The sequence below is a fragment of the Cellulomonas sp. genome, assembly GCF_035634735.1.
GTDB lineage: Bacteria > Actinomycetota > Actinomycetes > Actinomycetales > Cellulomonadaceae > Cellulomonas.
Genome location: NZ_DASQCJ010000227.1, coordinates 1 through 26,314 on the forward strand (window position 1 = coordinate 1; position 26,314 = coordinate 26,314).

20 protein-coding genes and 1 pseudogene are annotated in these 26,314 nt (G+C 76.2%); 8 read left to right on the forward strand and 13 right to left on the reverse strand.

Annotated features, from left to right (window positions below):
• From VER05_RS18150 to VER05_RS18165, 4 genes and pseudogenes are all read left to right on the forward strand, one after another.
• A pseudogene (locus VER05_RS18150) lies at window positions 1–846 on the forward strand (phosphoketolase); the annotation flags it as partial.
• 217 nt (window positions 847–1,063) lie between these two features.
• Window positions 1,064–3,145, forward strand: coding sequence for a phosphate acetyltransferase (gene pta / locus VER05_RS18155; protein ID WP_324846714.1), 2,082 nt, complete (start codon window positions 1,064–1,066; stop codon window positions 3,143–3,145).
• Complete coding sequence (locus tag VER05_RS18160) at window positions 3,142–4,329, forward strand: acetate kinase (protein WP_324846715.1); 1,188 nt, start codon at window positions 3,142–3,144, stop codon at window positions 4,327–4,329. The genes pta and VER05_RS18160 overlap by 4 nt, the downstream gene beginning before the upstream one ends.
• 240 nt (window positions 4,330–4,569) lie before the next feature.
• Complete coding sequence (locus tag VER05_RS18165) at window positions 4,570–6,330, forward strand: tetratricopeptide repeat-containing diguanylate cyclase (RefSeq protein WP_324846716.1); 1,761 nt, start codon at window positions 4,570–4,572, stop codon at window positions 6,328–6,330.
• Window positions 6,331–6,361: 31 nt separating this feature from the next.
• On the opposite strand, the gene VER05_RS18170 is transcribed toward VER05_RS18165, so the two are convergent.
• Both VER05_RS18170 and VER05_RS18175 read right to left on the reverse strand, forming a co-directional pair.
• A complete protein-coding gene (locus tag VER05_RS18170; protein ID WP_324846717.1) occupies window positions 6,362–7,999 on the reverse strand; it encodes a succinic semialdehyde dehydrogenase in 1,638 nt (545 codons plus the stop codon).
• An 89-nt stretch (window positions 8,000–8,088) separates the two neighbouring features.
• Complete coding sequence (locus VER05_RS18175) at window positions 8,089–8,634, reverse strand: VOC family protein (protein ID WP_324846718.1); 546 nt, start codon at window positions 8,632–8,634, stop codon at window positions 8,089–8,091.
• Window positions 8,635–8,695: 61 nt separating this feature from the next.
• Here VER05_RS18175 and VER05_RS18180 point away from each other — a divergent pair, with 61 nt between their 5' ends.
• Window positions 8,696–9,505 (forward strand): helix-turn-helix domain-containing protein, encoded by an 810-nt coding sequence (locus VER05_RS18180; RefSeq protein WP_324846719.1) that lies wholly within the window; start codon window positions 8,696–8,698, stop codon window positions 9,503–9,505.
• 43 nt (window positions 9,506–9,548) lie between these two features.
• Here the strand turns inward: VER05_RS18180 and VER05_RS18185 are convergent, their stop codons facing one another.
• From VER05_RS18185 to VER05_RS18220, 8 genes are all read right to left on the reverse strand, one after another.
• On the reverse strand, window positions 9,549–10,556 hold the full coding sequence (locus VER05_RS18185; RefSeq protein ID WP_324846720.1) for a hypothetical protein: 1,008 nt from the start codon (window positions 10,554–10,556) through the stop codon (window positions 9,549–9,551).
• Window positions 10,557–10,862: 306 nt separating this feature from the next.
• Complete coding sequence (gene ptsP, locus VER05_RS18190; protein WP_324846721.1) at window positions 10,863–12,599, reverse strand: phosphoenolpyruvate--protein phosphotransferase; 1,737 nt, start codon at window positions 12,597–12,599, stop codon at window positions 10,863–10,865.
• Window positions 12,600–12,695: 96 nt separating this feature from the next.
• Window positions 12,696–14,258, reverse strand: coding sequence for a fructose-specific PTS transporter subunit EIIC (locus VER05_RS18195; protein ID WP_324846722.1), 1,563 nt, complete (start codon window positions 14,256–14,258; stop codon window positions 12,696–12,698).
• Window positions 14,255–14,710, reverse strand: coding sequence for a PTS sugar transporter subunit IIA (locus VER05_RS18200; RefSeq protein WP_324846723.1), 456 nt, complete (start codon window positions 14,708–14,710; stop codon window positions 14,255–14,257). The genes VER05_RS18195 and VER05_RS18200 overlap by 4 nt, the downstream gene beginning before the upstream one ends.
• A gap of 1 nt (window position 14,711) precedes the next feature.
• Window positions 14,712–15,677, reverse strand: a complete 966-nt coding sequence (gene pfkB, locus VER05_RS18205) for a 1-phosphofructokinase (protein WP_324846724.1) — start codon at window positions 15,675–15,677, stop codon at window positions 14,712–14,714.
• Window positions 15,674–16,435, reverse strand: coding sequence for a DeoR/GlpR family DNA-binding transcription regulator (locus VER05_RS18210; RefSeq protein WP_324846725.1), 762 nt, complete (start codon window positions 16,433–16,435; stop codon window positions 15,674–15,676). The genes pfkB and VER05_RS18210 overlap by 4 nt, the downstream gene beginning before the upstream one ends.
• A gap of 391 nt (window positions 16,436–16,826) precedes the next feature.
• The gene (locus tag VER05_RS18215; protein WP_324846726.1) at window positions 16,827–17,951 is read right to left on the reverse strand and encodes a GuaB3 family IMP dehydrogenase-related protein; all 1,125 of its coding nucleotides are present in this window, start codon (window positions 17,949–17,951) and stop codon (window positions 16,827–16,829) included.
• A 98-nt stretch (window positions 17,952–18,049) separates the two neighbouring features.
• Window positions 18,050–18,604 (reverse strand): type 1 glutamine amidotransferase domain-containing protein, encoded by a 555-nt coding sequence (locus VER05_RS18220; protein WP_324846727.1) that lies wholly within the window; start codon window positions 18,602–18,604, stop codon window positions 18,050–18,052.
• Window positions 18,605–18,767: 163 nt separating this feature from the next.
• Here VER05_RS18220 and VER05_RS18225 point away from each other — a divergent pair, with 163 nt between their 5' ends.
• Both VER05_RS18225 and VER05_RS18230 read left to right on the forward strand, forming a co-directional pair.
• Window positions 18,768–19,757: an exonuclease domain-containing protein gene (locus VER05_RS18225; RefSeq protein WP_324846728.1), complete on the forward strand. Its 990-nt coding sequence runs from the start codon at window positions 18,768–18,770 to the stop codon at window positions 19,755–19,757.
• Window positions 19,758–19,921: 164 nt separating this feature from the next.
• On the forward strand, window positions 19,922–21,478 hold the full coding sequence (locus VER05_RS18230) for a UDP-N-acetylglucosamine 1-carboxyvinyltransferase (RefSeq protein WP_324846732.1): 1,557 nt from the start codon (window positions 19,922–19,924) through the stop codon (window positions 21,476–21,478).
• A 59-nt stretch (window positions 21,479–21,537) separates the two neighbouring features.
• On the opposite strand, the gene guaB is transcribed toward VER05_RS18230, so the two are convergent.
• The 3 genes from guaB to VER05_RS18245 all read right to left on the reverse strand — a co-directional run bounded on the left by guaB (window position 21,538) and on the right by VER05_RS18245 (window position 25,228).
• Window positions 21,538–23,067 carry an IMP dehydrogenase gene (guaB, locus tag VER05_RS18235; RefSeq protein ID WP_324846729.1) on the reverse strand — a complete coding sequence of 510 codons (1,530 nt, stop codon included), beginning with the start codon at window positions 23,065–23,067 and terminating at the stop codon, window positions 21,538–21,540.
• 139 nt (window positions 23,068–23,206) lie between these two features.
• A complete protein-coding gene (locus tag VER05_RS18240; protein WP_324846730.1) occupies window positions 23,207–23,902 on the reverse strand; it encodes a response regulator transcription factor in 696 nt (231 codons plus the stop codon).
• A 102-nt stretch (window positions 23,903–24,004) separates the two neighbouring features.
• Window positions 24,005–25,228: a MerR family transcriptional regulator gene (locus tag VER05_RS18245; RefSeq protein ID WP_324846731.1), complete on the reverse strand. Its 1,224-nt coding sequence runs from the start codon at window positions 25,226–25,228 to the stop codon at window positions 24,005–24,007.
• 345 nt (window positions 25,229–25,573) lie between these two features.
• Here VER05_RS18245 and VER05_RS18250 point away from each other — a divergent pair, with 345 nt between their 5' ends.
• A complete protein-coding gene (locus VER05_RS18250) occupies window positions 25,574–25,876 on the forward strand; it encodes a WhiB family transcriptional regulator (RefSeq protein WP_147794312.1) in 303 nt (100 codons plus the stop codon).
• The last annotated feature ends 438 nt before the right edge of the window (window positions 25,877–26,314 follow it).

Consider the following 26,314-nt stretch of genomic DNA (forward strand, 5'->3'; position numbering starts at 1 on the left):
TTCAGCCACCAGGACCCGGGCTTCATCGACCACGTGGTCAACAAGAAGGCCGAGATCGTCCGGGTGTACCTGCCGCCGGACGCGAACACCCTGCTGTCGACGTACGACCACTGCCTGCGCAGCCGGCAGTACGTCAACGTCGTGGTCTCGGGCAAGCAGCCCGCGCCGAACTTCCTGTCGATGGACGAGGCCGTGGCGCACTGCACCCGCGGCCTGGGCATCTGGGAGTGGGCGGGCACCGAGGTCGAGGGCGAGGACCCGGACGTGGTGCTCGGCTGCGCCGGCGACGTGCCGACCCTGGAGGTGCTGGCGGCGGCGCACATCCTGCGCGACGAGCTGCCCGACCTCAAGGTCCGCGTGGTCAACGTCGTCGACCTCATGCGGCTGCAGGACGAGCGGGAGCACCCGCACGGCCTGTCGGACCGCGACTTCAACACGCTGTTCACGACCGACAAGCCGATCGTGTTCGCGTACCACGGCTACCCGTGGCTCATCCACCGCCTGACGTACCGCCGCAAGGGGCACAAGAACCTGCACGTGCGGGGGTACAAGGAGGAGGGCACGACCACCACGCCGTTCGACATGGTCATGCTCAACGACCTCGACCGGTACCACCTGGTGATCGACGTCATCGACCAGGTGCCGTCGCTCGGCTCGAAGTACGCAGGCCTGCGGCAGCGCATGGTCGACGCCCGGCTCCGGGCGCACGACTACACCCGGGCGCACGGGGAGGACCTCCCCGAGGTGCGCGACTGGGTGTGGCCGGACGCCGGCGAGACCGGCACCGAGGAGGGCGGCCCGCAGCAGTCCACCGCCACCCTGTCGACGGGCGGCGACAACGAGTAGTCCCGACGCGGCCGGTGGCCCGCACCACCCCGGTGCGGGCCATCGGCCTTCTGGGACCTAGGTCACACGGGGCGGCCGCGGGACGGCCGGGAGGGACCCCGGGTGGCCCGCGTCACCCGGGCTCCGGCGCGATCCGGCGGTGGATGTCCGGCAGAATTCATCCCACCACCTGACGGCCGGCGACCCCGGCCCACGCCGACGAGGAAGAAGCCCACCCGTGGCCCGCAGCATCTACGTCACGTCCCCGGAGGGGGACACCGGCAAGTCGACCGTCGCCCTCGGCCTGGTCGACCTGCTGACCCGCACCGTGCAGAAGGTCGGCGTGTTCCGGCCCATCGCGCGCTCCACCGAGACCCGCGACTACGTGCTGGAGCTGCTGCTCGCCCACGACGGCGTCGACCTGTCCTACGAGGACTGCATCGGCACCACCTACGAGGCCGTGCACCACGACCCGGAGGCCGCGCTCGCCACGATCGTGCAGCGGTACCACGCCGTCGCCCGGGACTGCGACGTGGTGGTCGTCGTCGGCACGGACTACACCGACATCGCCGGCCCGGCCGAGCTCGGCTTCAACGCCCGGATCGCCGCGAACCTCGGCGCGCCGGTCCTGCTGTGCGTCAAGGGCCAGGGCCGTTCCCCCGAGGAGGTCCGCCAGGTCGCCGAGGTCGCCGCCGCCGAGCTCGAGGCCGGGCACGCGCAGGTCGTCGCGATCGTCGCCAACCGGTGCGACCCCGCCAATCTCGACGCGATCCGGGCCGAACTGTCCACCCGCGCCACCGCGTGGGCGCTGCCCGAGGAGCCGTTCCTCGTCGCCCCGACCGTCCGCCAGCTCATGGAGTCCGTGGACGGCACCCTGATCGGCGGCGACGCCCAGCTGCTGCCCCGCGAGGCGACCGACGTCCTGGTCGGCGCCATGTCGATCGAGCACCTGCTGGAGCGGCTGTCCGACGGCGTCGTCGTGATCGTCCCCGGCGACCGGTCCGACATCCTGCTCGGCCTGCTGATGGCGCACGCCGCCGAGGGCTTCCCGTCCCTGTCCGGCATCATCCTCAACGGCGGCTTCGAGCCCCCGGCCACGGTCTCCCGCCTGGTCGACGGCCTGCGCAGCCGGCTGCCGATCATCCGCACGGAGCTCGGCACGTTCGGCTCCGCGTCCGCCGCCGCCGGCACCCGCGGCCGGCTGTCCGCCGACTCGCAGCGCAAGGTCGACACCGCCCTCGCGCTCTTCGAGAAGCACACCGACGCCGAGGAGGCCCTGGCCGCCCTCGAGGTGCCCGCCCCCGAGGTCGTCACCCCGCTGATGTTCGAGTACGAGCTGCTCGACCGGGCCCGGTCCGACCGCAAGCACGTCGTGCTCCCCGAGGGCAGCGACGACCGCATCCTGCGCGCCGCCTCCACGCTGCTGCAGCGCGAGGTCGCCGACCTGACGATCCTCGGCGACGAGGCGTCGATCCGGACCCGCGCCACCGAGCTCGGCCTGGACCTCTCGGCCGCGAAGGTCGTCGACCCGAAGGCCGGCCAGCTGCTGGAGCGGTTCGCCGCCGAGTACACCGAGCTGCGCAAGCACAAGGGCATGACCGTCGAGCGGGCGCGCGAGATCGTGTCCTCGGTGTCGTACTTCGGCACGATGATGGTGCAGCTCGGCCTGGCCGACGGCATGGTCTCCGGCGCCGCGCACACCACCGCGCACACCATCAAGCCGTCCTTCGAGATCATCAAGACCACCCCCGGCACCTCCGTGGTGTCCTCGGTGTTCCTCATGTGCCTCGAGGACCGCGTCCTGGTCTACGGCGACTGCGCCGTGAACCCGGACCCGACGGCCGAGCAGCTCGCGGACATCGCGATCTCCTCCGCCGAGACCGCCGCGCAGTTCGGCATCGAGCCGCGCATCGCGATGCTGTCCTACTCCACGGGCTCGTCCGGCTCGGGCGCCGACGTGGACAAGGTCCGCACCGCCACCGAGCTCGTCCGCGAGCGCCGCCCCGACCTGAGCGTCGAGGGCCCGATCCAGTACGACGCCGCCGTCGACGCCTCGGTCGCCCAGACCAAGATGCCCGACTCCGCCGTCGCGGGCCGCGCCACCGTCTTCGTGTTCCCGGACCTCAACACCGGCAACAACACCTACAAGGCCGTGCAGCGCTCCGCCGGCGCCGTGGCGGTCGGCCCGGTGCTCCAGGGCCTGCGCAAGCCCGTCAACGACCTGTCCCGGGGCGCCCTGGTGCAGGACATCGTCAACACCGTCGCCATCACGGCGATCCAGGCCCAGGCCATGGGCGCGACCCCGGAAGGCTCGAAGTGAACCACGTCCTCGTCATCAACTCCGGCTCCTCGTCGATCAAGTACCAGCTCGTCGACGCGACGAGCGGCGAGGCGCTCGCCAGCGGCATCGTCGAGCGCATCGGCCTCGAGGTCGGCAAGGTCAAGCACGAGGGCCCGAACGGCGCCACCGTGCTCGAGCAGCCGGTCCCCGACCACGAGACCGGCATGCGCCTGGTCCTCGACCTGTTCGAGCAGCAGGGCCCGCAGCTCCGCGAGGAGGACCTCACCGCCGTCGGCCACCGCGTCGTCCAGGGCGGCGACGTCTTCGACGGCCCGGCCGTGATCGACGACGCGGTCCTCGCGCAGATCGACGAGCTCTCCCCGCTCGCCCCCCTTCACAACCCGGCGAACGTCGCGGGCATCGAGGCCGCGCGGCACGCGTTCCCGAACATCCCGCACGTCGCGATCTTCGACACCGCGTTCCACCGCACCATGCCGCCGGCCGCGTACACCTACGCGATCGACGAGCAGGTCGCCAAGGAGTTCAAGATCCGCCGGTACGGCGCGCACGGCACGTCGCACCTGTACGTGTCCCGCGCGACCGCCGAGTTCCTCGGCAAGCCGCTGGAGGAGCTCAACACGATCGTGCTGCACCTCGGCAACGGCGCCTCGGCGTCGGCCGTCCGCGGCGGCGCCTGCATCGACACCTCGATGGGTCTCACCCCGCTCGAGGGCCTGGTCATGGGCACCCGGTCCGGCGACATCGACCCGGCCGTGCTGTTCCACCTCGCGCGGGTGGGCGGCTACACGATCGACCAGCTGGACGAGCTGCTGAACCGGAAGTCCGGCATGCTCGGCCTCTCCGGCTACACCGACATGCGCGACGTGCACGACGCCGTGGCCGCGGGCGACGAGCGGGTCAAGACCGCCCTCGACGTCTACTACCACCGCATCAAGGGCTACGTCGGCAAGTACTACGCCGAGCTCGGCCGCGTCGACGTCATCACCTTCACCGCCGGCATCGGCGAGAACGACGACATCGTCCGGCTCAACGCCCTGGCGGGCCTGGAGCGCCTCGGCATCCAGGTCGACCCGGAGCGCAACGCCGGCCGCATCAAGGAGCCGAAGGTCATCTCCCCCGACGGCGCCGAGGTCACCGTGCTGGTGATCCCGACGAACGAGGAGCTCGAGATCGCCCGGCAGTCGGTCGCGGCGATCGCCTGACGCCGCGCGCGTCCGCGCCGCCCGACGGGGCCCGTCCCGGCACGTCCGGGGCAGGCCCCGCGCGCGTCTCGGGCGGGCCCCGTCGGGCGTCCGGGGCCGGTGCGGCCGCCCTGTCCCTGACGCGTCACCCGTTCGGTCCCTGCCGCGTCACCTTCCCGCCATCCGGACGGGTCGTCCGGCCCGCGGACTTCACCCGATCGACCGCTCCAGCCCTCCGGGGTCACCGCCGATACGACGAACATGACGCATGCCCGAGCCTTCGCCGAGGACCGCGAGTCCTACTGGCGCTCGGAGCTGGCCCGCGTCGACCGGCTGTGCGACGCGGCCCCCGCGCTGTGCGTCGCGGCCCTGCCGGCCCTGCTCGACGAGGCCCGCGCGGAGGGCGCCGTGGCCGTCGAGATCGAGCTCGAGTACAACGGCGGCTGGGCCCACCACCTGCTCGGAGAGGACCCCCTGGCGCTGCGGGCCATCGAGCACGCGCTCGAGCTCGCGACCACCCACGGCATGCGCGCCTGGGAGGGCCGGCTGCTGCAGGGGCTCGCGGCCGTCTACAACGGCTTCGGGGACAACCTGTCCGCCCTGGAGCTGCTCGACCGGTCCCTCGCCATCCGGCGCGAACTGCACGACACCGAGGGCCTCGCGGCGGCGCTGAACAACCTCGCCGACACCTACATCTCGATGGGCCGGTTCCCGGAGAAGGCCCGCGAGCTGCTGGACGAGGCCGCGCGGCTGTGGCCCGAGCTCGACCGCCCGGACGGCACCTGCGCCACGCTGTCCGGCCTGGCCAAGCTCGACACCGACGAGAGCGAGGCGCTGCGCGGCACCGACCCCGTGCGCGCGCGGGCGCTGGCCGCCCGCGCGGTGCAGCTCGCGCTGCGCGGGCTCGAGGCCGCGCACGGCGTGCCCGACGCCGACGGCGGCGACTCCGGCAACCCGCGCATGGCCGTCGAGGCCCAGGTCCGGCTGGCGCGCGCGCACATGGCCGGGGGCGACCTCGACGCCGCCGAGGCCGCGCTCACCGCCGTCGAGGGCGCGCTGCCCCGCGTCGCGGCCCGCTACCTCACCATCCGGTACCACGCGGCCCTCGGGCGCCTGCGCCGGCTGCGCGGCGACCACGCGGGCGCCGTCGCGGCCCTGCACGAGGGCCTGCTGCTGACCGAGCAGTCCCTGCGGCCGATGGAGCGCGCCGACGTGCTGCTCGAGCTCGTCCAGGTGCACGAGGACGCCGGGGACCTGCGCGCCGCCCTCGAGACCCACCGCCGGTACCACGAGGCCGTCATGGCCCAGCGCGACCAGGCCGCCGAGCGCCGCGGCATCGTGGTGAACGCGCAGCTCGACGTCGAGCGCGTCCGCCAGGCGCGCGACCAGGCCCGTAAGCGCGCCGCCGAGCTCACCGCGCTCAACGAGACCCTGCAGCACGACGCCGCGCACGACCCGCTCACCGGGCTGCTGAACCGCCGCGGCCTCGACGCGGTGCTCGCCGCGCGGCTCGGGCGCGAGACGGAGCTCGCCTACGTCGTCGCGGACATCGACCTGTTCAAGGCCGTCAACGACGAGCACTCGCACCCCGTCGGCGACGAGGTGCTGCGCCGCGTCGCCCAGATCATGACCAGTGCCGTCCGGGTCGGCGACGCCACCGCGCGCATCGGCGGCGAGGAGTTCACGCTCGTGCTGCTCGACTCCCCGCACGAGCAGGCGCTGGCCGTCTGCGAGCGGATCCGCGCGACGATCGCCGGGTACCCGTGGCACGAGCTGTCGCCGGGCCTGGGGGTCACGGTCAGCTTCGGCGGGGCGATGGCCGCGGAGGGCCAGTCGCGCGACGCGCTCGTCGCGCGGGCCGACGCGGCGCTGTACCGCGCGAAGCGCGAGGGGCGGAACCGGGTCGTGTTCGACGGCACGCCGTCCTCCCCCGCCGCGCTGCCGGTGCCCGTGCCGCGCACGGGCGACGCGGGCCCGCGCACGCCGTCGGCGGGCACCGCGAAGGCCTGCCAGCCGAGCTGACGGCCGCCGGGGCGGACCCCGCCCGCCGGCCTCAGCGCAGCCGCGCCGCCCGCGCCGCGCGGAGCACCGCGGTCACCGTCCCGGTCCACCGCTCCGGGTCGCCGGACAGCAGCCGCCCCGGCCCGACGGGCGGCAGCACCGTCCGGCCGCCGACGCGCACGCCGTGCACGCCCCGCTGCACCGCCACGGTCCGGGTCGCGGTCAGCGCGAGCAGCCCCTCGCGCCCGTGCCGGCGCCCCCAGCCCGACGCCCCGCGCCCGCCCTGCGGCGCCGCCACCGAGCCCCAGGCGGCCTGGTAGCCGTCGTTCACGTTCACGCTGCCCGCGCGCAGCCGGGCCGCGAGCGCCGCGCCGCGCCGGGTCGACCGGGTCCACACCGACGCGTTGAGGGCGTACGCGGAGTCGTTCACCGCGGCCACCGCCTCGTAGTCCGAGGCCACGGGCGACAGCGCCACGACGGGCCCGAACGTCTCCTCGCGGAACGCGCGCGCGTGCGGGCCGACCCCCTCCAGCACCGTCGGCTCGTACACGTACGGCCCGAGGTCCGTGCGGTGCACGCCGCCCGCGAGCACCCGCGCCCCGCCGGACAGCGCGTCCTCGACGTGCTCGACCACGCGGGCGAGCTGCTCGGCCGAGGTGAGCGACCCGACGTCGGACCGGTGGTCCAGGCCGGTGCCGACGCGGAGCGCCCGGGTCCGGCGCGCGAACGCCGCGGCGAACGCGTCGTACACGTCCCGGTGCACGTACAGCCGCTCGACGGACATGCACAGCTGCCCGGTGCCGCCGAAGCAGGCCCGGACCGCGCCCTCGGCGGCGGCCTCGACGTCCACGTCCTCGGCGACGTACATCGCGTTCTTGCCGCCGAGCTCGAGCGTGCTCGGCACCAGCCGCTCCCCCGCCCGCGCGGCGACGACCCGCCCCGTGGCCGTCGAGCCGGTGAACACGACGTGGTCCACGTGGTCGACGACCGCCGACCCGACCGTCGGGCCGTCGCCCAGCACGACCTGCACCAGCCCGCGCGGCATCCCGGCGTCCTCGAGCAGCTCGACCGCCCACAGCGCCGTCAGCGGCGTCTGCGGGTCCGGCCGCAGCAGCACGGCGTCGCCCGCCGCGAGCGCCGGCAGCACGTCCCCGAGGGTGAGGCTCAGCGGGTAGTTCCACGGCGCGACGACCCCGACGACGCCGACCGGGTCGTGCACGACGCGGACCGAGGTGAGCCCCGGCACCAGCCCCGGGCGGCGCTCGGGCGCGAGGTACCGCGGTGCCGTCCGGCCGAGGTGCCGCGCGAGCAGGGCGACGTCGGCGACCTCCTCGTACGCGGCGCCGCGCGCCTTGCCGTTCTCCAGCTGCACCAGGTCGAGCACGTCGCTCTGCCGCTGGAGCAGCAGGTCGTGCACGCGCAGCAGCAGCCGCGCGCGGTCCCGCGCGGGGACGGCGGCCCACCGGCGCTGGGCCGCCCGGGCCGCGCGCGCCGCCCGGGCCACGTCGTCCGGCGTCGACTGCGGGAGGGTGGCGAGCGGCGCGCGGGTCCACGGCGCGTGGTGGGTGCGCGTCCCCGCGCCGGGCGAGCCGGCGACCCGGTCCGCCAGGTCGCGCAGGTCGTCCGGCTCGAGGACGTACGTGGCGAGGGGGTCGGTCTCCGGGTCGAGGACGCCGTGCTCGGGCACCATGCGGCCAGGCTACGCGCCGCGCCCGGGCCGGGGCCGGAGGGGCGTCCCGGGCCGGGGCGGGGCGCCGCGGGTCGGGGCGCCCCGGGCCGTCAGCCCTGCGCCGCCTGCTCCGCCGCCCACGCCGCCACGCGGCGCGCCGACTCCTCCGGCGACAGGTCCTCGACCCGGGTCATGACGGTCCACCGCACGCCGAACGGGTCCGTGACCGAGCCGTACCGGTCGCCGGACACGAACGTCGTCACGGGCTCGCGCAGCGTCGCGCCGGCGGCGACGGCCCGGTCGACGGTCGCGTCGACGTCCCGGACGTGCACGGCGAGCGAGTAGGTCGCGGCGGCGGGGTCCGGCGTGGTGATGCCGTAGGCGGGCATCGGGTCGCTCAGCGTGAACCGGCCGTTCCCGAGGTCGAGCGACGCCTCGCCCACCAGGTCGCCCATCCGGAACACGTCCACGACCCGGGCGCCGAGGACCCGCTCGTAGAATCCGATGGCCTCGGCCGCCGGGTGGACGACCAGGTGCGGCGTCAGCGAGGTGATCCCGTGCGGGACGCCGTCGGTGGTGTGCGCGCCGGTCGCGGGGGCGGTCGCGGCGGCGTCGGTCGGTGCGGTGCCGGTCGGGGGTGCGGTGCGCTCGGTCATGCGTCGAGCCTCGCCCCGCCGGGACGCGGGGTCTTGTACGAACGGGACAGGAGGGCGGCGCGTGGTCGAGTCGGCGGGGCACCTCAACCCGGGCGACCCCGAGGTCGCGTTATCCCGGTTCGTCCTCGGCGAGCCCGCGGCCCCGGCCGGTGACGCGCTCGTCGAGCTCGTCCGGCACGTCTGGGTCGCCCGGTGGGACGTGCCGCCCGGCGAGGTCCGGACGCAGCGCGTGCTCACCTACCCCGCCGCCAACGCGGTGCTGCAGCCGTCGGGCGCGACCCTGCACGGCCCCTCCCGGGTGCTCGCGACCCAGGACCTCGCCGGCCGGTCGTGGGTGGTCGGCGTGCTGCTCCGGCCGGCCGCGACCCGGGTGCTCACGGCCACCGAGCCCGCCCGCCTGGTCGGGCGGGGGGAGGCGCTGCCGGGCGCGCCCCTGCCGGCGGTCGCCAGCGCGATGGGGCAGGCGCGCGACGCCGCCGACCGCGCCGTCGCCGCGCTGCTCCGCGCCTGGCTCACCCCCGTCGCCGACCGGGTCGACGACGCGGGCCGGCTCGCGAACGCGGCCTGCCGGGTCGCCGAGGAGCGCGCCGACGTGCTGCGGGTCGCCGACCTGGCCGACCTGCTCGGGACGACGACGCGCACGCTCAGCCGGGTCGTCCGGCAGCACACCGGGCTGACGCCGAAGTGGCTGATCGAGTGCCGGCGGCTGCAGGCCGCGGCGACGACGCTGTTCGCCGACCCCTCGACCGACCTGGCCGGCCTCGCGGCGGACCTCGGGTACACCGACCAGGCGCACTTCACGCGCCGGTACCGGGCCGTGGTCGGCGAGACCCCGGCCCGGACCCGGCGGCACGCCCCGGCGGCCGCCTGAGCGGGCCGGACCGCGGGCGGGCGCCCGGGACCCGGCCGGCGCCTCACGCCCAGCCCGGCAGCTGCCCGGCGAGCACGACCCGCGCCGCCACGTGGACGCGCACGGGCGGCTGGACCCGCACCGACACCGTCGCGGGGTCGCTCCACGCCTCGCCCTGATCGTTCTGCACGTGCAGGACGTAGACGGCGCCGTCCGTCGCGGCGGTCGCGGTCAGGTCCAGGGTGAGCCCGGTCGCCCCCTCGACCTCGTGCCAGGTCCGGTCCGCCGCCAGCGTCCCCCACCGCACCGTGACCGGCCCGAGGCGCGCCGGCTCGAGGAGCGTGGCGCCGAGCGTCACCGGCTCGCCCACGAGGGCCTCGACCGACCGCGGGTGCTCGGCGAAGGCGGGGGCCAGCGGGATCACGTGCACGGCCGCGCTCGCGGACGGGGTCGTCCGGCCGAGGGCGTCCGTCACGAGCGCGCGGTAGCGGAAGCCGTCGAAGGACAGCTCGCGCACCGGGGTCACGAACCGCCACGCGCTGCTCGACTCCTCGGTCGTGTCCCACCAGTACGTCTCGTCCGGGTACCGCCACTGCCACGACACGATCAGGGGCTCGACGCCGGTGGCGGCCACCTCGAACTCCGCGCGCTCGCCGGCCCGGACCGTCGCGTCAGCGGGGTGCGCCACGACGACCGGCGGGCCGTCGTCGGCGCGGGCGTCGGCCGCGGGCGCTGCGCCGGCGGGGCCGGGGGCGACCCCCGGCGGGCCCGCGGCGGGCGCCGCCTCGGGCCCGGGAACCCCGTCCGGCCCAGGGGCCGCATCCGGTCCGGGCGCCGCATCCTGCTCCGGCACCGCCTCCGGCCCGGGCGCCCCGTCGGGTTCGGGCGCCACGTCGGCCTCGGGCGCCACCCCGGGCTCGACGACGGCGACGACCGGCGGCCCCGCGTCGGCCGGCGGCGCACCGCCGAGCGCCTGCGCGGCGGACGGGACGGCGACGAGCGCCCCGACCGCGAGCGCGGCGGCGAGGGCGAGGCGGGGGCGAGTGCGGGGGCGGCTGAGGTGGGCGGGCACGGCGGTCCTCCGGGGCGGCCCGGCCGGGCCTTCCGGCGGGCGGCGCCTCCAGCGTCCCCGAGCGCCCGCCGGCGCAGGCGGGCGCCGCCCGGGTCTCCGGGTCCCGCCGCGCGATCCTGCGGGCTCCGGCCGCGGGCCTCAGGGCGCACCGGCCCCCGGCCCGCGGTCGGCGGGACCCAGGCCCGGGCACGGCGGCACGCCGTCGGCAGCGGGCCCCGGCGACACACCGGCCCGCGCACGCCCGCGGCCGCCCGCGCGCACGCCCCGCGGCCGCCCGGGCGCGCGCCCGGCGCCCGGCGCCCCGCCTCACACCCCCAGCGTCGCCCGCGCCTCCGGGTCGAGCAGCCCCGCCACCGCCGCGCGCCCCGCGGCCGGGTCGGCCGCCGCCAGCGCCGCGTCCGCCATCGCGCGGCACGCGTCCAGCGGGTGCCGGCGCAGCGCGAACCGCACCGCGGGCAGCGCGGCGGGCGACATCGACAGGCTGGTCACCCCGAGCCCGACGAGCACGAGCGCCATCAGCGGGTCGGACGCCGACTCGCCGCACACCCCGACCGGGCGGTCCTTCGCGGCCCCGGCCCGCGCGGTCGCCGCCACGAGCTCCAGGACGGCCGGCTGCCACGCGTCGAGCAGGTCGACGAGCTCCCCGCGCAGCCGGTCGGCGGCCATCGTGTACTGCGCGAGGTCGTTGGTGCCGAGCGAGACGAAGTCGACCTCGTCGAGCACCGCGGTCGCGCGCAGCGCCGCGGCCGGCACCTCGACCATGACGCCCGCGGTGCGCAGACCGGCGGCGTGCACGGCCTCGGCGAACGCCCGGGACTCGGCCGGGGTGGCGATCATCGGCGCCATCACCCACGGCTGGGTGCCGGTCTCCTCGCCCGCGCGGGCCAGCGCGGTGAGCTGGTCGGTCAGCAGCCCGGGCGCGGACCGCACCAGCCGGTAGCCGCGCACGCCGAGCGCGGGGTTCTCCTCCGCGTGCAGGTTGGCGAACGCGAGCGGCTTGTCGGCGCCCGCGTCGAGCGTCCGCACGACGACCTTGCGGTCGGGGCCGAGCGCGCGCAGCACCCGGGCGTACGCGGCGGCCTGCTCGTCGACCGTCGGCGCCTGCTGCCGGCCGAGGAACAGCACCTCGGTGCGGAACAGCCCGACGCCCTCGACCGCGGCGCTGACGAGCTTCTCGGCGTCCTCGGCCGTGCCGATGTTGGCGAGCAGCTGCACCCGGTGCCCGTCGGCGGTGCCGCCCGGGTCCGTGTCGGACTCGAGCGCGCGCTCCGCGGCGGCCCGGGCCTCCAGCGCGGCGCGGTCGTCGGCGGACGGCTCGACCAGGACGGTCCCGCCCGCCGCGTCGACGCCGACCACGACGCCGTCCGCGAGCGCCGAGGCGCCCGTGGTGCGGACGACGCACGGGATGCCGTTCTGCCCTGCGATGATCGCGGTGTGGCCGGTCGGGCCGCCCTCCTCGGTGACCAGGGCGAGCACGCGCTCCAGGTCGAGCGCGGCGGTGTCGGCGGGCGCGAGGTCGACGGCGACCACCACGGACGGCTCGCGCAGCTCGGGCACCCCGGGCGCGGGCAGCCCGGCCAGCCGCGAGACGACGCGGTCCCGGACGCTGCGCAGGTCGGTGACCCGCTCGGCCAGGTAGCCGCCGGCCTGCTCGAACATGGCGGCGAACGTGCCGACCACGGCGTCGATCGCCGCGACCGGCGGCTCGCCGCCGCGGACCCGGCCGAGCACCTGGTCCCGCAGCGCGGGGTCGTCGGCCATCATCGCCGTCGCGCCCAGCACCTCGGCGACCGTGCCCGTCGCGCGGCCGGCCTGCTCGCGCAGGCCGTCGCCCACGGCGGCGAACGCGGCGGTCACGGCGTCGGGCAGCTCGTCGGCGGGCACCGGCGCCCCGTCCCGGAGCACGGGGGCGTCGCCCGGCACCGCCGGGGCGGGGCGCACCCGCACCACCGGGCCGACGGCGACGCGGCGGCCGACGCCCACCCCCTGGAGCACGGTCCCGGCGGCGGGCGTTGCGGTGGTCTCGGTTCGCGTGTCGGTCATGGCGTGAGCGTCTCCCCGTCGAGATCGGTCTGGGAAGGGGCGGAGGTCCCGCCCCGGGCGTCCCCGGGCCGCGCGGCCCGGGGACGCGGGGTGCCGTCAGGCGACGGCGGGCTGGGCGGTGGCGGGCGCGGTCGCGGCGGCCGCGGCGTCGGCCTCGCGCTCGGCCTCGACCAGCGGGCTCGGGCGCAGCCCCTTGAGCACGACCACGACGCCCGCGGTGACCACGGTGCCGACCGCGACCGCCAGCAGGAACCCGAGCGGGTTCGAGATCAGCGGCAGCACCCAGATGCCGCCGTGCGGCGCGCGGAGCCCCGAGCCGACCGCCATCGTGATCGCGCCGGTGGCGCTGGACCCGACGACCGACGACACGATGACCCGCCAAGGGTCGGCCGCGGCGAACGGGATCGCGCCCTCGGAGATGAACGACAGCCCGAGCAGCCAGGCGGCCTTGCCGTTCTCGCGCTCGGCGTGCGTGAACAGGCCCTTGCGGACCACCGTCGCCAGGGCCATCGCCAGCGGCGCCACCATGCCGGCCGCCATCACGGCCGCCATGATCCGGTACTGCACGGCGTCGCCCGTCAGCCCCTCGGTCGCCAGGCCGGTCACCGCGAAGGTGTACGCGACCTTGTTGATCGGGCCGCCGAGGTCGAAGCCCATCATCGCGCCGAGCAGCGCGCCCATCAGCACCAGGTTGGAGCCGGACAGGCCGTTGAGCCAGTTCGTCAGGCCGTCCATGACGTCAGCGATGGGCCGGCCGATGACCACGAACATGAGGAACCCGGTGACCAGCGAGGACAGCAGCGGCGTCACCACGACGGGCATCACGCCGCGCACCCCCTTGGGCACCCGCCACCGGCTGATCCACAGGGCGAGGAACCCGCCGACGAACCCGGTGACCAGGCCGCCGAGGAAGCCCGCGCCGATCACCACGGAGATCGCGCCGCCGACGAAGCCGGGCACCAGGCCGGGCCGGTCGGCGATGGCGTACGCGATGAACCCGGACAGCACCGCGACGAGGAAGCCGAACGCGGCCGCACCGGTCTGGTACAGCAGCACCGCCCAGTCCTGCCCGGAGGTGATGCTGAACGACGTGATGAGGTCCTGGACGGGGACCGCGGTCACCGCGACCGGCCCCTCGTTCCCGGGCCAGGCCGCCTGGGCGATCATGAAGCCCAGGGCGATGAGGATCCCGCCGGCGGCGACGAACGGGATCATGTACGACACGCCCGTCATCAGCCACTGCCGGATCCGGGTGCCGACGCCCGCGTTCGGGTCGACCTTGACCGCGGGGCGCGGGGCCCCGCCGGCCGTGGGCGTGGCGCCGGCCGCGGCGGCGTCGGCCGCGGGCACGCCCGCCTCGACGGCCGCGACCGCCTGGGCCAGCACCCCGGTCGGGTCGTGCACCGCCTTCTTCACGCCGACGTCGACGAACGGCTTGCCGGCGAACCGGTCCTTGGCCTGGACCTCCAGGTCCGCGGCGTAGATGACGCCGTCCGCGGCGGCGATGATCGCCGGGTCGAGCGGGGTGGAGCCCGCGGCGCCCTGCGTCTCGACGTGCACCTCGTGGCCGGCGGCCTTGCCGGCCTGCTCGAGCGCCTCGGCGGCCATGTACGTGTGGGCGATCCCCGTGGGGCACGAGGACACGGCGACGAACTTCATGACGGCACCACCTCTCGCTGGACGATCTCCGCCACCGTCGCCGCGTCGGGCGCGTCGAGCAGCGACTGCCGGAACGACTCGTGCACCAGCCGGCGGGCGAGCGCCGCCAGGATCTGCAGGTGGTCCGCGTCCCCGCCCGCGGGGGCGGCGATGAGGAACACCAGGCGGGCGGGCCCGTCCGGGGCGCCCCAGTCGACGGGCTCGCGCAGCTTGCCGACCGCGAGGCTCGGCGCGGTGACGTGCTCGGAGCGGGCGTGCGGCAGGCCGACGCCGCCGGGCATGCCGGTGGCCATCTGCGCCTCGCGGGCGCGGACGTCGGCGTGGAAGCCCTCGGCGTCGGTCACCCGGCCCGCCGCGGCGAGCAGGGCGATGAGCTGGCGGGTCGCGTCGTCGCGGTCGGCCGCCGCGAGGTCGACGCCGACCAGGTCGGCGGAGGTGAGGGGCAGGCTCATGTCAGAGCTCCTTCAGGGCGAGGGCGGGATCGGGGTCGGCCACCAGGGCCACCTCGTCGGGTCGGACGTCGGACGGGCGCGGGACGGCGCTGCCCGGGAGCAGGACGGCGGCGCGGCCCCAGGCGACCGCGCGGCGCAGCCGGTCCGGGGGCGGGCCGTCGGCCGCGAGGTAGCCGGCCAGGGTCGAGTCCCCCGCACCGACCGTGGACACGGGCACCAGGCCGGGGCCGCCGGCCCACCAGGACCCGCCCTCGGCGACCAGCAGCGCGCCGTGCGCCCCGAGGCTGACCAGGACGGCGGCCGTGCCGAGCGCCTGGACCGCGCGGGCGGCGGCGAGGACGTCGCCGACGGTCACGAGCTCGTGGCCCGCGAGCTCGGCGAGCTCCTCGTCGTTCGGCTTCACCAGCGCGAGGCCGCCGTGCCGGACCGCGGCGGCGAACGGCGCGCCGGACGTGTCCAGCACGACCGGGACGCCGTGCCGCGCGCCCAGGTCGGCCACCGCGGTGAAGAAGTCGTCGCCGAGGCCTGCCGGCAGGCTGCCCGCGGCGACCACGGCGGTCGCCCCGGCGAGCTCGGACTCGACCGCGGCGAGCAGGGCCGCGACCTCGTCCGGGGTCAGCGCGGCGCCGGGGGCGTTGATCTTCGTCGTCGCCCCGCTCGACTCGGTCAGCGTGATGTTGGACCGGGTGTCGCCGGCGACCGGCACCGGCCGCGCGTCCACGCCCTGCGCCGCGAGCAGCGCGACGACCTGCGCGCCGTCCGGGCCGCCCGACGGCATGACCGCGCGGGACGCCACGCCGTGCGCCGCGAGCGCCCGGGACACGTTGATGCCCTTGCCGCCCGGGTGCAGGTGGGTGGCCGCGGCGCGGTTCACCTCGCCGACCGCGAGCCGGTCCAGGTGCAGCGCCCGGTCCAGGCTCGGGTTCGGCGTCAGCGTGACGACGCGCGGCGCCCCGGCGGCGGTCACGCGCGCACCACCCGCGGGCCGGCGGCCTCGACCTCGTCCGCGAGCTCGGTCAGCACCCCGGAGTCGGTGACCAGCGTGTCCACCTGGTCGAGCGGCGCCACGTGCGCGAAGTCCGCGCGCCCGAGCTTGGTGTGGTCGGCGAGCACCACCGTGCGCCGGGCCGCCGTCACCAGCGCGCGCTTCACCGCCGCCTCCGCGAGGTCGGGGGTGGTCAGGCCGTGCTCGACGCTGAGGCCGTTGGTGCCGAGGAACGCCGTGTCGACGTGGATGTCGGCGAGCTCGCGCAGCGCCCACGTGCCCACGGCCGCGAGCGTCCGGCCGCGGACCGTGCCGCCCACCAGGTGCAGCGTGATGCCGGGGCGGGTGGCGAGCACCGTGGCGACGGGCAGCGCGTGCGTGACGACGGTCAGCTCGCGGTCCGTCGGCAGCAGCTCCGCCAGGCGCACGGTCGTGGTGCCCGCGTCCAGGATGATCGCGCCGCCGGCCGGCAGCTCCTCCAGCGCGGCCTTGGCGATCCGGTCCTTCTCCCCCGACAGCAGGCCCTCGCGCTGCGCGAGGCCGGGCTCGAAGCCGAGCTGCTCGACCGGGATCGCGCCGCCGTGCACCCGGCGGACCAGGCCGTGCCGCTCCAGCACCGTGAGGTCGCGGCGGACCGTCTCCGGCGTGACGTCCAGGGTGGTCGCGAGCGAGGCGACGTCCACGCGCCCGTCCCGTCGGGCGGCCGCCAGGATCTGCTGCTGGCGCTCCGTTGCGTACACGTCGCCTCCGTCGGTTCCGGGTCGTCTGCGCAGGGTGGCCCGGGGCGCCGAGGGAGGCCCGGCGCTGGGCTGCTGCGCGATCCAGCATGCCCCAACCGGACACCGAAACGCAAGCAATCAAACCGACTCGGACTCAAACACGAACCAAACGGGCATCCGCCCACGCCCGCTTCGCCCGGCCTCGACGTCGGGGCCAGTGCGCCTGTCCGACAGTGGAACGTCGTGACGGACACGCCGTCGGCGTGTCCGTCACAACCTTCCACCGTCGCGGGCAGCGGGTCGCGCGTACCGGGCGCGGGGCACCGGAGCGGCCGACCGCATGCCCAGCACGCGCGAGGGCCGCGGCTCCCCCGGTCGGGGAGCCGCGGCCCTCGGCGCGCGGGTGCCGGCGTCAGCGCGGCTGGTACGGGGAGACCACGATCTCCACCCGCTGGAACTCCTTGAGGTCCGAGTACCCGGTGGTCGCCATCGCCCGGCGCAGCGCGCCGATCAGGTTGAGCGAGCCGTCCGCCGTGTGGCCCGGGCCGAACAGCACCTGGTCCAGCGTGCCCGCCTGGCCGACCTGCACCCGCTCGCCGCGCGGCAGGTGCGGGTGGTGCGCCTCGGGGCCCCAGTGCCAGCCGCCGCCCGGGGCGTCCGTCGCGCGCGCCAGCGCGGCGCCGAGCATGACCGCGTCCGCGCCGCAGGCGATCGCCTTGACCAGGTCGCCGGACCGGCCCACGCCGCCGTCGGCGATGACGTGCACGTACCGGCCGCCCGACTCGTCGAGGTAGTCCCGGCGCGCGGCCGCGACGTCCGCGACGGCGGTCGCCATCGGGGCGTGGATGCCCAGCGACACCCGGGTGGTGTGCGCCGCGCCGCCGCCGAAGCCGACCAGCACGCCCGCCGCGCCCGTGCGCATGAGGTGCAGCGCCGCGGTGTAGGTGGACGCGCCGCCGACGATCACCGGCACGTCGAGCTCGTAGATGAACCGCTTGAGGTTGAGCGGCTCGGCGCGGCCGGACACGTGCTCGGCCGACACGGTGGTGCCGCGGATGACGAACAGGTCGACGCCCGCGTCGACGACGTCCTTCCAGAACTCCTGCGTCCGCTGCGGCGACAGGGCGCCCGCGACCGTCACGCCCGCGTCGCGGACCTCGCCGACCCGGCGGCGGATCAGCTCGGGCTGGATCGGGGCGGCGTAGATCTCCTGCATCCGGGCGGTCGCCTCGGCGGCCGGCAGCTCGGCGATCTGCGCCAGCAGGGGCTCCGGGTCCTCGTAGCGGGTCCACAGGCCCTCGAGGTCGAGCACGCCCAGGCCGCCCGCGCGGCCCAGCGCCACCGCGGTCGCGGGGCTCACCACGGAGTCCATCGGCGCCGCCAGCACCGGCAGGTCGAAGTGGTACGCGTCGATCTGCCAGCCGACGGACACCTCCTCGGGGTCGCGGGTGCGGCGCGAGGGCACCACGGCGACGTCGTCGAAGGAGAATGCGCGCCGTCCCCGCTTGCCGCGGCCGATCTCGATCTCGTTGCTCACCGGGACAGGCTACCGGCGCGGGCGGACGACGCGGGCCCCGCCGCGTGGCGCGACGGGGCCCGGGTGGGTGGCGCCGCGGCGGTCGCGGCGCCGGCGGGTCAGCCCGCGACCGCGTCCACGACCGCGGCGCTGAACGCCGGCAGGTCGTCGGGGTTGCGGGAGGTGATGAGCGTGGCGCCGGCGGCCTGCGACACGACGACCTCCTGGTCGACCCAGGTGGCGCCCGCGTTGCGCAGGTCGGTGGCGAGGCTCGGGTAGGACGTGAGCGTCACGCCCTCGACGACGCCGGCCTCGATCAGCGTCCACGGCCCGTGGCAGATCGCGGCGACGGGCTTGCCCGCGCCGAGCACGGCCTTGACGAGCGCCTGCGCGCCCTCCTGGGTGCGGAGCGTGTCGGCGTTGACGGTGCCGCCGGGGATGACGAGCGCGTCGATCTCGTCCGCGGACACCTGGTCCAGCGTGCGGTCGACCGGGTACTCGCCGCCCGGGTCGAGGTCGTTGTTCACGGCGCGGACGGTGCCGGCCTCGGCCGACACGAGGACGGGGGTGCCGCCCTCGTCGGCGACGGCCTTCCAGGGCGTGGTGAGCTCCGGCTCCTCGATGCCCTTCGAGCTGGTGAGGAACGCGACGGTACGACCGGTCAGGCGAGCCATGACGACTCCTTCCGTAGGGGGTCCCCCGCGGTCGGCGGGGCTCCCCCCACCCTCACCCGGACGGCCGCCGCGCGCACCCGGGCCCCGCCACACGCCGCGCGGGGTCCCGGGGAGCGTCGGTGCCCGGTGCGATGCTGGCGGCGCAGGAAGGAGAGGGAGACGCATGACCTGGACCGACGGGCCGCTGCTGGGGTTCGACACCGAGACCACCGGCGTGGACACCGACCACGACCGCATCGTGACGGCCGCGCTCGTCCGGCGGGACCGCGACGGCACCCACGTGCGCACCTGGCTGGTCGACCCCGGCGTCGAGATCCCCGAGGGCGCCAGCGCGATCCACGGCATCAGCACCGAGCACGCGCGCGAGCACGGCGTCGAGCCGCGCGGCGCGCTGGACGAGATCGCGGCCGCCATCGCCGAGGCGGTCCGCGAGGGCGTCCCGGTCGTGGCGTACAACGCGTCGTTCGACCTCTGCCTGCTCGAGTCCGAGCTCCGCCGGCACGGCCTGCCCACCGTCGAGGACCGCCTCGGCGGGGAGCTGCGCCCGGTCATCGACCCGCTCGTGCTCGACCGCGCCGAGGACCGGTACCGGTCGGGCAAGCGCAAGCTCGTCGACCTGTGCGGCGTCTACCAGGTGGTCGACACCGGCAGCCTGCACACCGCCGACGTCGACGTGGTGGCCACCCTCGACGTGCTGGAGCGGATCGTCGGGCGGTTCCCGCACCTGGGCGACCTCGACCTGGTCTCGCTGCACGACTACCAGGTGACCGCGCACCGGGCGTGGGCCGAGGCGTTCAACGCCTGGCGCGCGGAGCGCGGGCACACCGGCCCGGGGGCGGAGTCGACCTGGCCGAGCCGCGCGGCGTCGCGGGCGGCGGCCGCGGCGGGCGCACCGGGGACGGGCGCGCCGCTGGAGCCGCTGCGCGCGCCGGAGCCGGCGGCGGCGTCCGCCCCCGCCTCCGCCGCGCCACCCGCCGTCGCCGCGCCCGCCGCCGCGTCCGCGCCGAACCTCGCCGCCCGGGTCACCGGCCGGATCGCCACCCAGCCCGCGCTGCCCGTCCGGGTCACCCCCGAGCCGGTCGCCATCCGGCACGACCCCGCCCGGGACCGCCGGTTCGCCGGCCGCCCGATCCAGGACACGCTGATCGCCTGACCAGGGCCTCCACCGCGCCCGCAACGCCGGTCATGAGGTCGGGATCCACGACAACGGCCCGCGCACACACGATCTCCGCACCCGAACCCGTGCCGATATCTCATCCATGAGTTAACGTCGTCGTCGTGACCCTGACCAACCCGGCGACCGGAGCCGTTCCCACGGTGACCTCGTCCATCCCCGTCGTCACCCCCACCCTCCCCGAGCAGCTGGCCCACGTGGGCTCGCTGGTCCGGTCCGCGCGCCGCCACCGCGGCCTGACGCAGACCCAGCTCGCCGAGCTCCTCGGCACCAGCCAGTCCGCCGTGCACCGCATCGAGCAGGGCGCGCAGAACGTCAGCCTCGACATGCTGACCCGGATCGGCGCCGCGCTCGACTCCCCGATCGTCACGCTCGGCGGACCGCAGCACACCCACCTCCGGGTCCGCGGCGGCGCGCGGCTGTCCGGCCGGATCGACGTGAACACCTCGAAGAACGGCGCGGTCGCCCTGCTGTGCGCCTCGCTGCTCAACCGCGGCACCACGCGGCTGCGGAACGTGGCGCGGATCGTCGAGGTCGACCGGATCGTCGACGTGCTGCGCTCCGTCGGCGTGCGCGCCACCTGGTCCGCCGACGGCCGGGACCTGGAGATCGTCGTCCCCCGGGACCTCGACCTGGAGGCCATCGACGTCGACGCCGCCCGCCGCACCCGGTCGATCATCATGTTCTTCGGCCCGCTGCTGGGCCAGCAGGACGAGTTCCGGCTGCCGTACGCCGGCGGCTGTGACCTCGGCTCCCGCACCGTCGAGCCGCACATGATCGCGCTGCGGCCGTTCGGCCTGTCCGTCACCGCCAGCGGCGGCCGCTACCTGGCCCGCGTGACCGACCCGGGCACCGAGAACCTGTCGATCGTGCTCACCGAGCGAGGCGACACCGTGACCGAGAACGCGCTGATGGCCGCGGCCCGCCGCCCGGGCGTCACGACCATCCGGAACGCCAGCCCGAACTACATGGTCCAGGACCTGTGCTTCTACCTGGAGCTGCTGGGCGTCCGCGTCGAGGGCATCGGCACGACGACGCTGCGGGTGCACGGCAGGGCCGACATCGACGCCGACGTGGAGTACGCGGTGTCCGAGGACCCGGTCGAGGCGATGAGCCTGCTCACCGCGGGCATCGTCACCGGCTCCGAGATCACCGTCGGCCGGGTGCCGATCGAGTTCATGGAGATCGAGCTCGCGACCCTGTCCGAGATGGGCCAGCGCTACACGCTGTCCGAGGAGTACACCGCGCACAACGGCCGCACCCGGCTGGTCGACATCACGGTGCACCCGAGCGACCTGCGCGCGCCGCTGGACAAGATCCACCCGATGCCGTTCCCCGGCCTCAACATCGACAACCTGCCGTTCTTCGCGGTGATCGCCGCGTGCGCGACCGGCTCGACGCTGGTGCACGACTGGGTCTACGAGGGCCGGGCGATCCACCTGACCGACCTCACCCGGCTCGGCGCCGACGTGCGGCTGCTCGACGCCCACCGGCTCCAGGTCTCCGGCCCCACCCGCTGGTCGGGCGCCGAGGTGTCCTGCCCGCCGGCGCTGCGCCCCGCGGTCGTCATCCTGCTGGCCATGATGGCGGCGAAGGGCGAGAGCGTGCTGCGCAACGTCGACATCATCGCCCGCGGCTACGAGGGGCTGCAGGAGCGGCTCGTCGAGCTGGGCGCGCAGATCGAGACGTTCCGGGACTGACCCGGACGCGGAAGGGGCCGGGTGCGATCCGCACCCGGCCCCTTCTCGCGCGTCCGACCTCAGCGCACCGTGTAGTTCGGCGACTCCGAGATCATCTGCACGTCGTGCGGGTGCGACTCCTTGAGCCCCGCCGGCGTGATCCGGACGAACTTCCCGCGGGCCTGCAGCTCGGGCACCGTGTGCGCGCCGACGTAGAACATCGACTGGTGCAGGCCGCCGACCAGCTGGTGCGCGACCGCCGACAGCGGCCCGCGGTAGGGCACCTGGCCCTCGATGCCCTCGGTGATGATCTCGTCGTCGGACAGGTCGCCCTGGAAGTACCGGTCCTTCGAGTACGACCGGCGGTCGCCGCGGCTCTGCATCGCGCCGAGCGACGCCATGCCGCGGTAGCGCTTGAACTGCTTGCCGTTGACGAACACCAGGTCACCGGGCGACTCGTCGCAGCCGGCGATGAGGCCGCCGACCATGACGCTGTCCGCGCCGGCCACGAGCGCCTTGGCGATGTCGCCGGAGTACTGCAGACCGCCGTCCGCGATGACCGGCACGCCGGCCGGCTTCGCGGCGAGCGACGCCTCGTACACGGCGGTGACCTGGGGGACGCCGACGCCGGCGACCACGCGGGTGGTGCAGATCGAGCCCGGGCCGACGCCGACCTTGACGGCGTCCACGCCCGCGTCGACCAGCGCCTGCGCGCCGGCGCGGGTCGCGATGTTGCCGCCGATCACCTGGACGTGCTTCGTGGCCGGGTCGGACTTGATGCGGCGGACCATGTCGAGCATGAGCCGCGCGTGGCCGTTGGCGGTGTCGACGACGAGCGCGTCCACCCCGGCCTCGACCAGCGCGGTCACGCGGTCCCAGGCGTCGCCGAAGAACCCGACGGCCGCGGCGACGACCAGGCGGCCGCTCGCGTCCTTCGTGGCCATCGGGTACTGCTCGGACTTCACGAAGTCCTTGACGGTGATGAGGCCCTGCAGGCGGCCGTCCGCGTCGACCAGCGGCAGCTTCTCGACCTTGTGCTTGCCGAGCAGCGCGGCGGCGTCGTCGTTCGAGATGCCGACCGGCCCGGTGACCAGCGGCATCGACGTCATGGTGTCGCGCACCCGGCGGGTGGAGAACTCGGCCGGCGGCACGAACCGCAGGTCGCGGTTGGTGATGATGCCCAGCAGGCGGCGGTCGTCGTCCACGACCGGCAGGCCGGACACGCGGTACTTGGCGCACAGCGCGTCGAGCTCGGCCAGCGTCGCGTCGGGGCCCACGGTCACGGGGTCCGACACCATGCCGGACTCGGAGCGCTTCACCAGGTCGACCTGGTGGGCCTGCGCCTCGATCGACAGGTTGCGGTGCAGCACGCCGATGCCGCCCTGGCGGGCCAGGGCGATCGCCATGCGCGACTCGGTGACGGTGTCCATGGCGGCGGACACGAGCGGGATCGACAGGGAGATCTCACGCGTGAGCCGGGTCGTGGTGTCGACCTCGCTCGGGATGACGTCCGTCTCGCCCGGGAGCAGCAGGACGTCGTCGTAGGTGAGACCGATGAAGCCGAACGGGTCGGCGGGAGCGGCGGATCCAGGGGTGCCCAGGTCGGTCATCCCCCGATGATACGGCCGTCGCTCCTGCGACCCGCCCGCCGGCCGGGGTGACCTGCGCGACGCCGGGCGCGGTGCGCGGCGGCCGGCGCGGTGCGCGGCGGCGGACGCGGCGGGGCCGGGTGGGCGACCCCGGCCGGCGTCAGCGGATGAGGCCCTTGCGCAGCCCGATCGCCACGGCCTGCGCGCGGTCGGCGGCGCCGAGCTTGCGGAACAGCCGGCGGGCGTGGGTCTTGATCGTGTCCTCGGACAGGAACAGCTCCTGGCCGATCTGCGCGTTCGACCGGCCGTTGCTCATGCCGACCAGCACCTCGACCTCGCGCTTCGTCAAGGAGACCTCGTCGCGGCCGGTGGCCTGCGCGGGCAGCTCGACGCGCGCGACCACCGGGGTCGGGGCGCTCGCCACGCCGCCGTGCCCGTGCGCCGCGGACAGGCCGTCGTGCGGCACCGCGCCGGGCGCGCCGGGGATGCCCGGGCTCGCGAGGATGTGCGCGGCGACCGCGGCGAGCTCCGCCCGGCCGACGTCGGGGGCGAGGTAGCCGCGGGCACCGAGCGCGATCGCCCGGTCCAGCGCGATCTCGTCGCCCGGCACCGCCAGCATCACGACGGTCGACTGGGACGGCACCGCCCGCAGCCGGCGGATCGCCTCCACGGGGCCCGGGGTCGGCAGGTGCGCGTCGAGCAGCACGATGGTCGGCGGGACCCGCCGCGCCAGCGTGACCAGCTCGTCCACGGACGCCGCCGCGCGCACCGGGGCCAGCGCGGGCACACCGAGTGCCGTCAGGACGATGCGCTCGCGCACCGCCGTCGATCCGTGGCACACCACGACGCCCGCCATCGACCTCCGCCTTCCGCCTGTGCCAGGACCCTGGCGGATCCGGCTTCCTTCCTGTATCGGCCGGATCCGGCCCGACGTTAGCGTCCAGGAAGAACCCAGGTGTCAGGCGGAGACGGCCAGCACCTCGTGCACGAGGCCCGGCACGGTGCGCACGCGGTGCACCTGGCGGCCCAGCGGGACCTCCCCCGCGGCCTCGTCGGGCACCATCACGAACACCGGCAGCTCCGCGTGCGCCTCCGCCACGGCGCCGACGAGGCCCAGGTCGGGGGCGGTCTGCTCGCTCAGCAGCACCACCGCCGACGGCGACGTCATGGCCGCGATCTCGAGCAGGCGGTGGCGCCCCGTCGGCCCGGCGACGACCCGCGCGTCCACCCCGGCGTCGGCCAGCGCGCCGGCGAGCACGTGCAGCGAGAGCGGCCGGGGTTCACCCGGCGCCGCGAGCAGCAGCACGATCCGGCGGCGCGACGGGTGCCGCGGCACGCGGCCCGAGCGGTCCCGCAGCACCGCGAGCGCCGCGGCGGCGACGAGGGCGTCCGGCTCGTCGCCGGGGCGGGCGAGGACCGTGCGCGACGCGATGCCGGCGCGCGCGGGCGCGACCAGGTCGGACCACCAGCGGACCAGGTCCCCGCCGGCGGGCAGCGCGAGCAGGCGGGCGACCTCGGCGGCGTCGGCGCGCAGGGCCGCGTCGATCACCGAGGTGGGGGTGGCGGGGCGCGGCGGGCGCGCGGCGCGGGCGGCGGGCGCGGCGGGCGCCGGGTGCCGCGGGTCCGCGGGCGCGGCGTCCTCGCGGTCGCGCGCGGACGCGTCCGGGACGGCGCTGAGGTGGCGGACCGCGGGGGTGTCGGCGGCGTCGGCCGCGGGGGCTGCGTCGGCGGAGGGGCTCGCATCGGCTGCAGGGCCGGCGGACCCGTGCGCGCCGCCGTGCGCGCCGCCGCGGGCGTCACCGTGCGCGCCGCCGTGCGCGGCACGGTCGGCGCCGTCGTGCTCGGGCGGCGCCGCGGGCTCCGGCAGCGCGCCCGGGGCGCCCTCCCGGGCCAGCCGGGCGGCGTCGGCCGGCGGCACGCCGTCGAGCGTGAGCGAGCGCATGGTCATCAGGCGCGCCAGGTCGGCCGTGCTGTACCGGCGGTGCGCACCCGCGGTGTGCTCGGACGGACCGAGGCCGTAGCGGCGGTCCCAGGTACGCAGCGTCGCGGGGGCGACGCCGAGGCGTGCCGCGACCGCGGCGACCGTGAGGATCGGGCCGTCGAGCTCGACCGCCTCGGTCGCGCCGTCGCCGGGGTCCCGGTCGGCGCCGCCGGCCGGTCCCTCGTCCTCGCTGTGCTGCATCTCGCCCGTCTCTGTCCCGCCGCCGGTCGCGCGGCCGTGTCCGATTGTGCCGGGGATCTGGCGCGGTTTCCAGCGGCGACCGGGCGAACCGCGCCAGCGCCCCGCGCTCCGTCGACCGAACCGCGCCACGAATCGCGCCAGTGCTGGTCGCGGCAGTGAAGCGATTCGCGCCGAACCGATTCGCGACACGGTCTTGAACAACTGCTGAAGCGGTTGTACTGTCCTCATCAGTGCAGTTCGGACGGCGCGCCAGGGACCTCGGTCCCAGGGAACGGTCGTCGGCCGGACGACCCCCCGCACGTCACCAGAACGGCGCCCCGGCGCCGCGCAGGATGGAGGACCACCATGGCCGAGATCTCCCGCCTTCCGGGACCCGTGATGGAGCTCTGGGAGTGGCAGTACGAGGGCGCCTGCCGCGACGCCGACCAGGACCTGTTCTTCCACCCCGAGGGCGAGCGGGGCGCCGCGCGCCGCCGCCGCGCCGAGGCGGCCAAGGCGATCTGCGCCACCTGCCCGGTCATCAACGAGTGCCGCGAGCAGTCCCTCGCGGTCCGTGAGCCGTACGGCGTCTGGGGCGGCCTCTCCGAGGACGAGCGCACCGCCGTGCTGGCCGAGCGCGCCGGCCGGACGACCCACCAGGCGATCTGAGCCCGGGCGGCCGCGAGCCGCCGGCGGCCGGAGCGCCGCCACCTGAAGCGTGGCGACCGAGCGCGGTGCGACACCGCGCGGTCGCCGTCCACGAGCGACGGGGCCCCTCCGCATGCGGAGGGGCCCCGTCGTGCTGTCCGGCCCGCGCCCAGCCGCGGGAGGCGTGCCGCCGACCGCTCGGCACGCCCGCCTGCGCGCGCCGAGCAGGTGCTCGGCACGTCGAGCGAGCAGCCGGCGACGACGCGCTCGACGTGTCGGTCGCACTCTCGACGGCGGGACGGGCCGCGCACGCGCAGGCGCCGGGCGCGACGAGGGCCCCCTCCGTCCGCGGAGGGGGCCCTCGTCAGGCGTCCGCCGGCCTCACGGGCCGGCGGGGGACGTCACTTGGTGACGACCGCCAGGATGTCGCGCGCGGAGAGGATGAGGTACTCCTCGCCG

What these genes read in the sequence shown, in the direction of transcription:
- VER05_RS18225 (WP_324846728.1), top strand. Translation starts at nt 18,768, where the DNA reads ATGACCTGGACCGACGGGCCGCTGCTGGGGTTCGACACCGAGACCACC.
- VER05_RS18250 (WP_147794312.1), top strand. Translation starts at nt 25,574, where the DNA reads ATGGCCGAGATCTCCCGCCTTCCGGGACCCGTGATGGAGCTCTGGGAG.
- VER05_RS18175 (WP_324846718.1), bottom strand. Translation starts at nt 8,634, where the DNA reads ATGACCGAGCGCACCGCACCCCCGACCGGCACCGCACCGACCGACGCC.
- guaB (WP_324846729.1), bottom strand. Translation starts at nt 23,067, where the DNA reads ATGACCGACCTGGGCACCCCTGGATCCGCCGCTCCCGCCGACCCGTTC.
- VER05_RS18220 (WP_324846727.1), bottom strand. Translation starts at nt 18,604, where the DNA reads ATGGCTCGCCTGACCGGTCGTACCGTCGCGTTCCTCACCAGCTCGAAG.
- VER05_RS18165 (WP_324846716.1), top strand. Translation starts at nt 4,570, where the DNA reads ATGACGCATGCCCGAGCCTTCGCCGAGGACCGCGAGTCCTACTGGCGC.
- VER05_RS18170 (WP_324846717.1), bottom strand. Translation starts at nt 7,999, where the DNA reads ATGGTGCCCGAGCACGGCGTCCTCGACCCGGAGACCGACCCCCTCGCC.
- VER05_RS18240 (WP_324846730.1), bottom strand. Translation starts at nt 23,902, where the DNA reads ATGGCGGGCGTCGTGGTGTGCCACGGATCGACGGCGGTGCGCGAGCGC.
- VER05_RS18195 (WP_324846722.1), bottom strand. Translation starts at nt 14,258, where the DNA reads ATGAAGTTCGTCGCCGTGTCCTCGTGCCCCACGGGGATCGCCCACACG.
- ptsP (WP_324846721.1), bottom strand. Translation starts at nt 12,599, where the DNA reads ATGACCGACACGCGAACCGAGACCACCGCAACGCCCGCCGCCGGGACC.
- VER05_RS18245 (WP_324846731.1), bottom strand. Translation starts at nt 25,228, where the DNA reads ATGCAGCACAGCGAGGACGAGGGACCGGCCGGCGGCGCCGACCGGGAC.
- VER05_RS18200 (WP_324846723.1), bottom strand. Translation starts at nt 14,710, where the DNA reads ATGAGCCTGCCCCTCACCTCCGCCGACCTGGTCGGCGTCGACCTCGCG.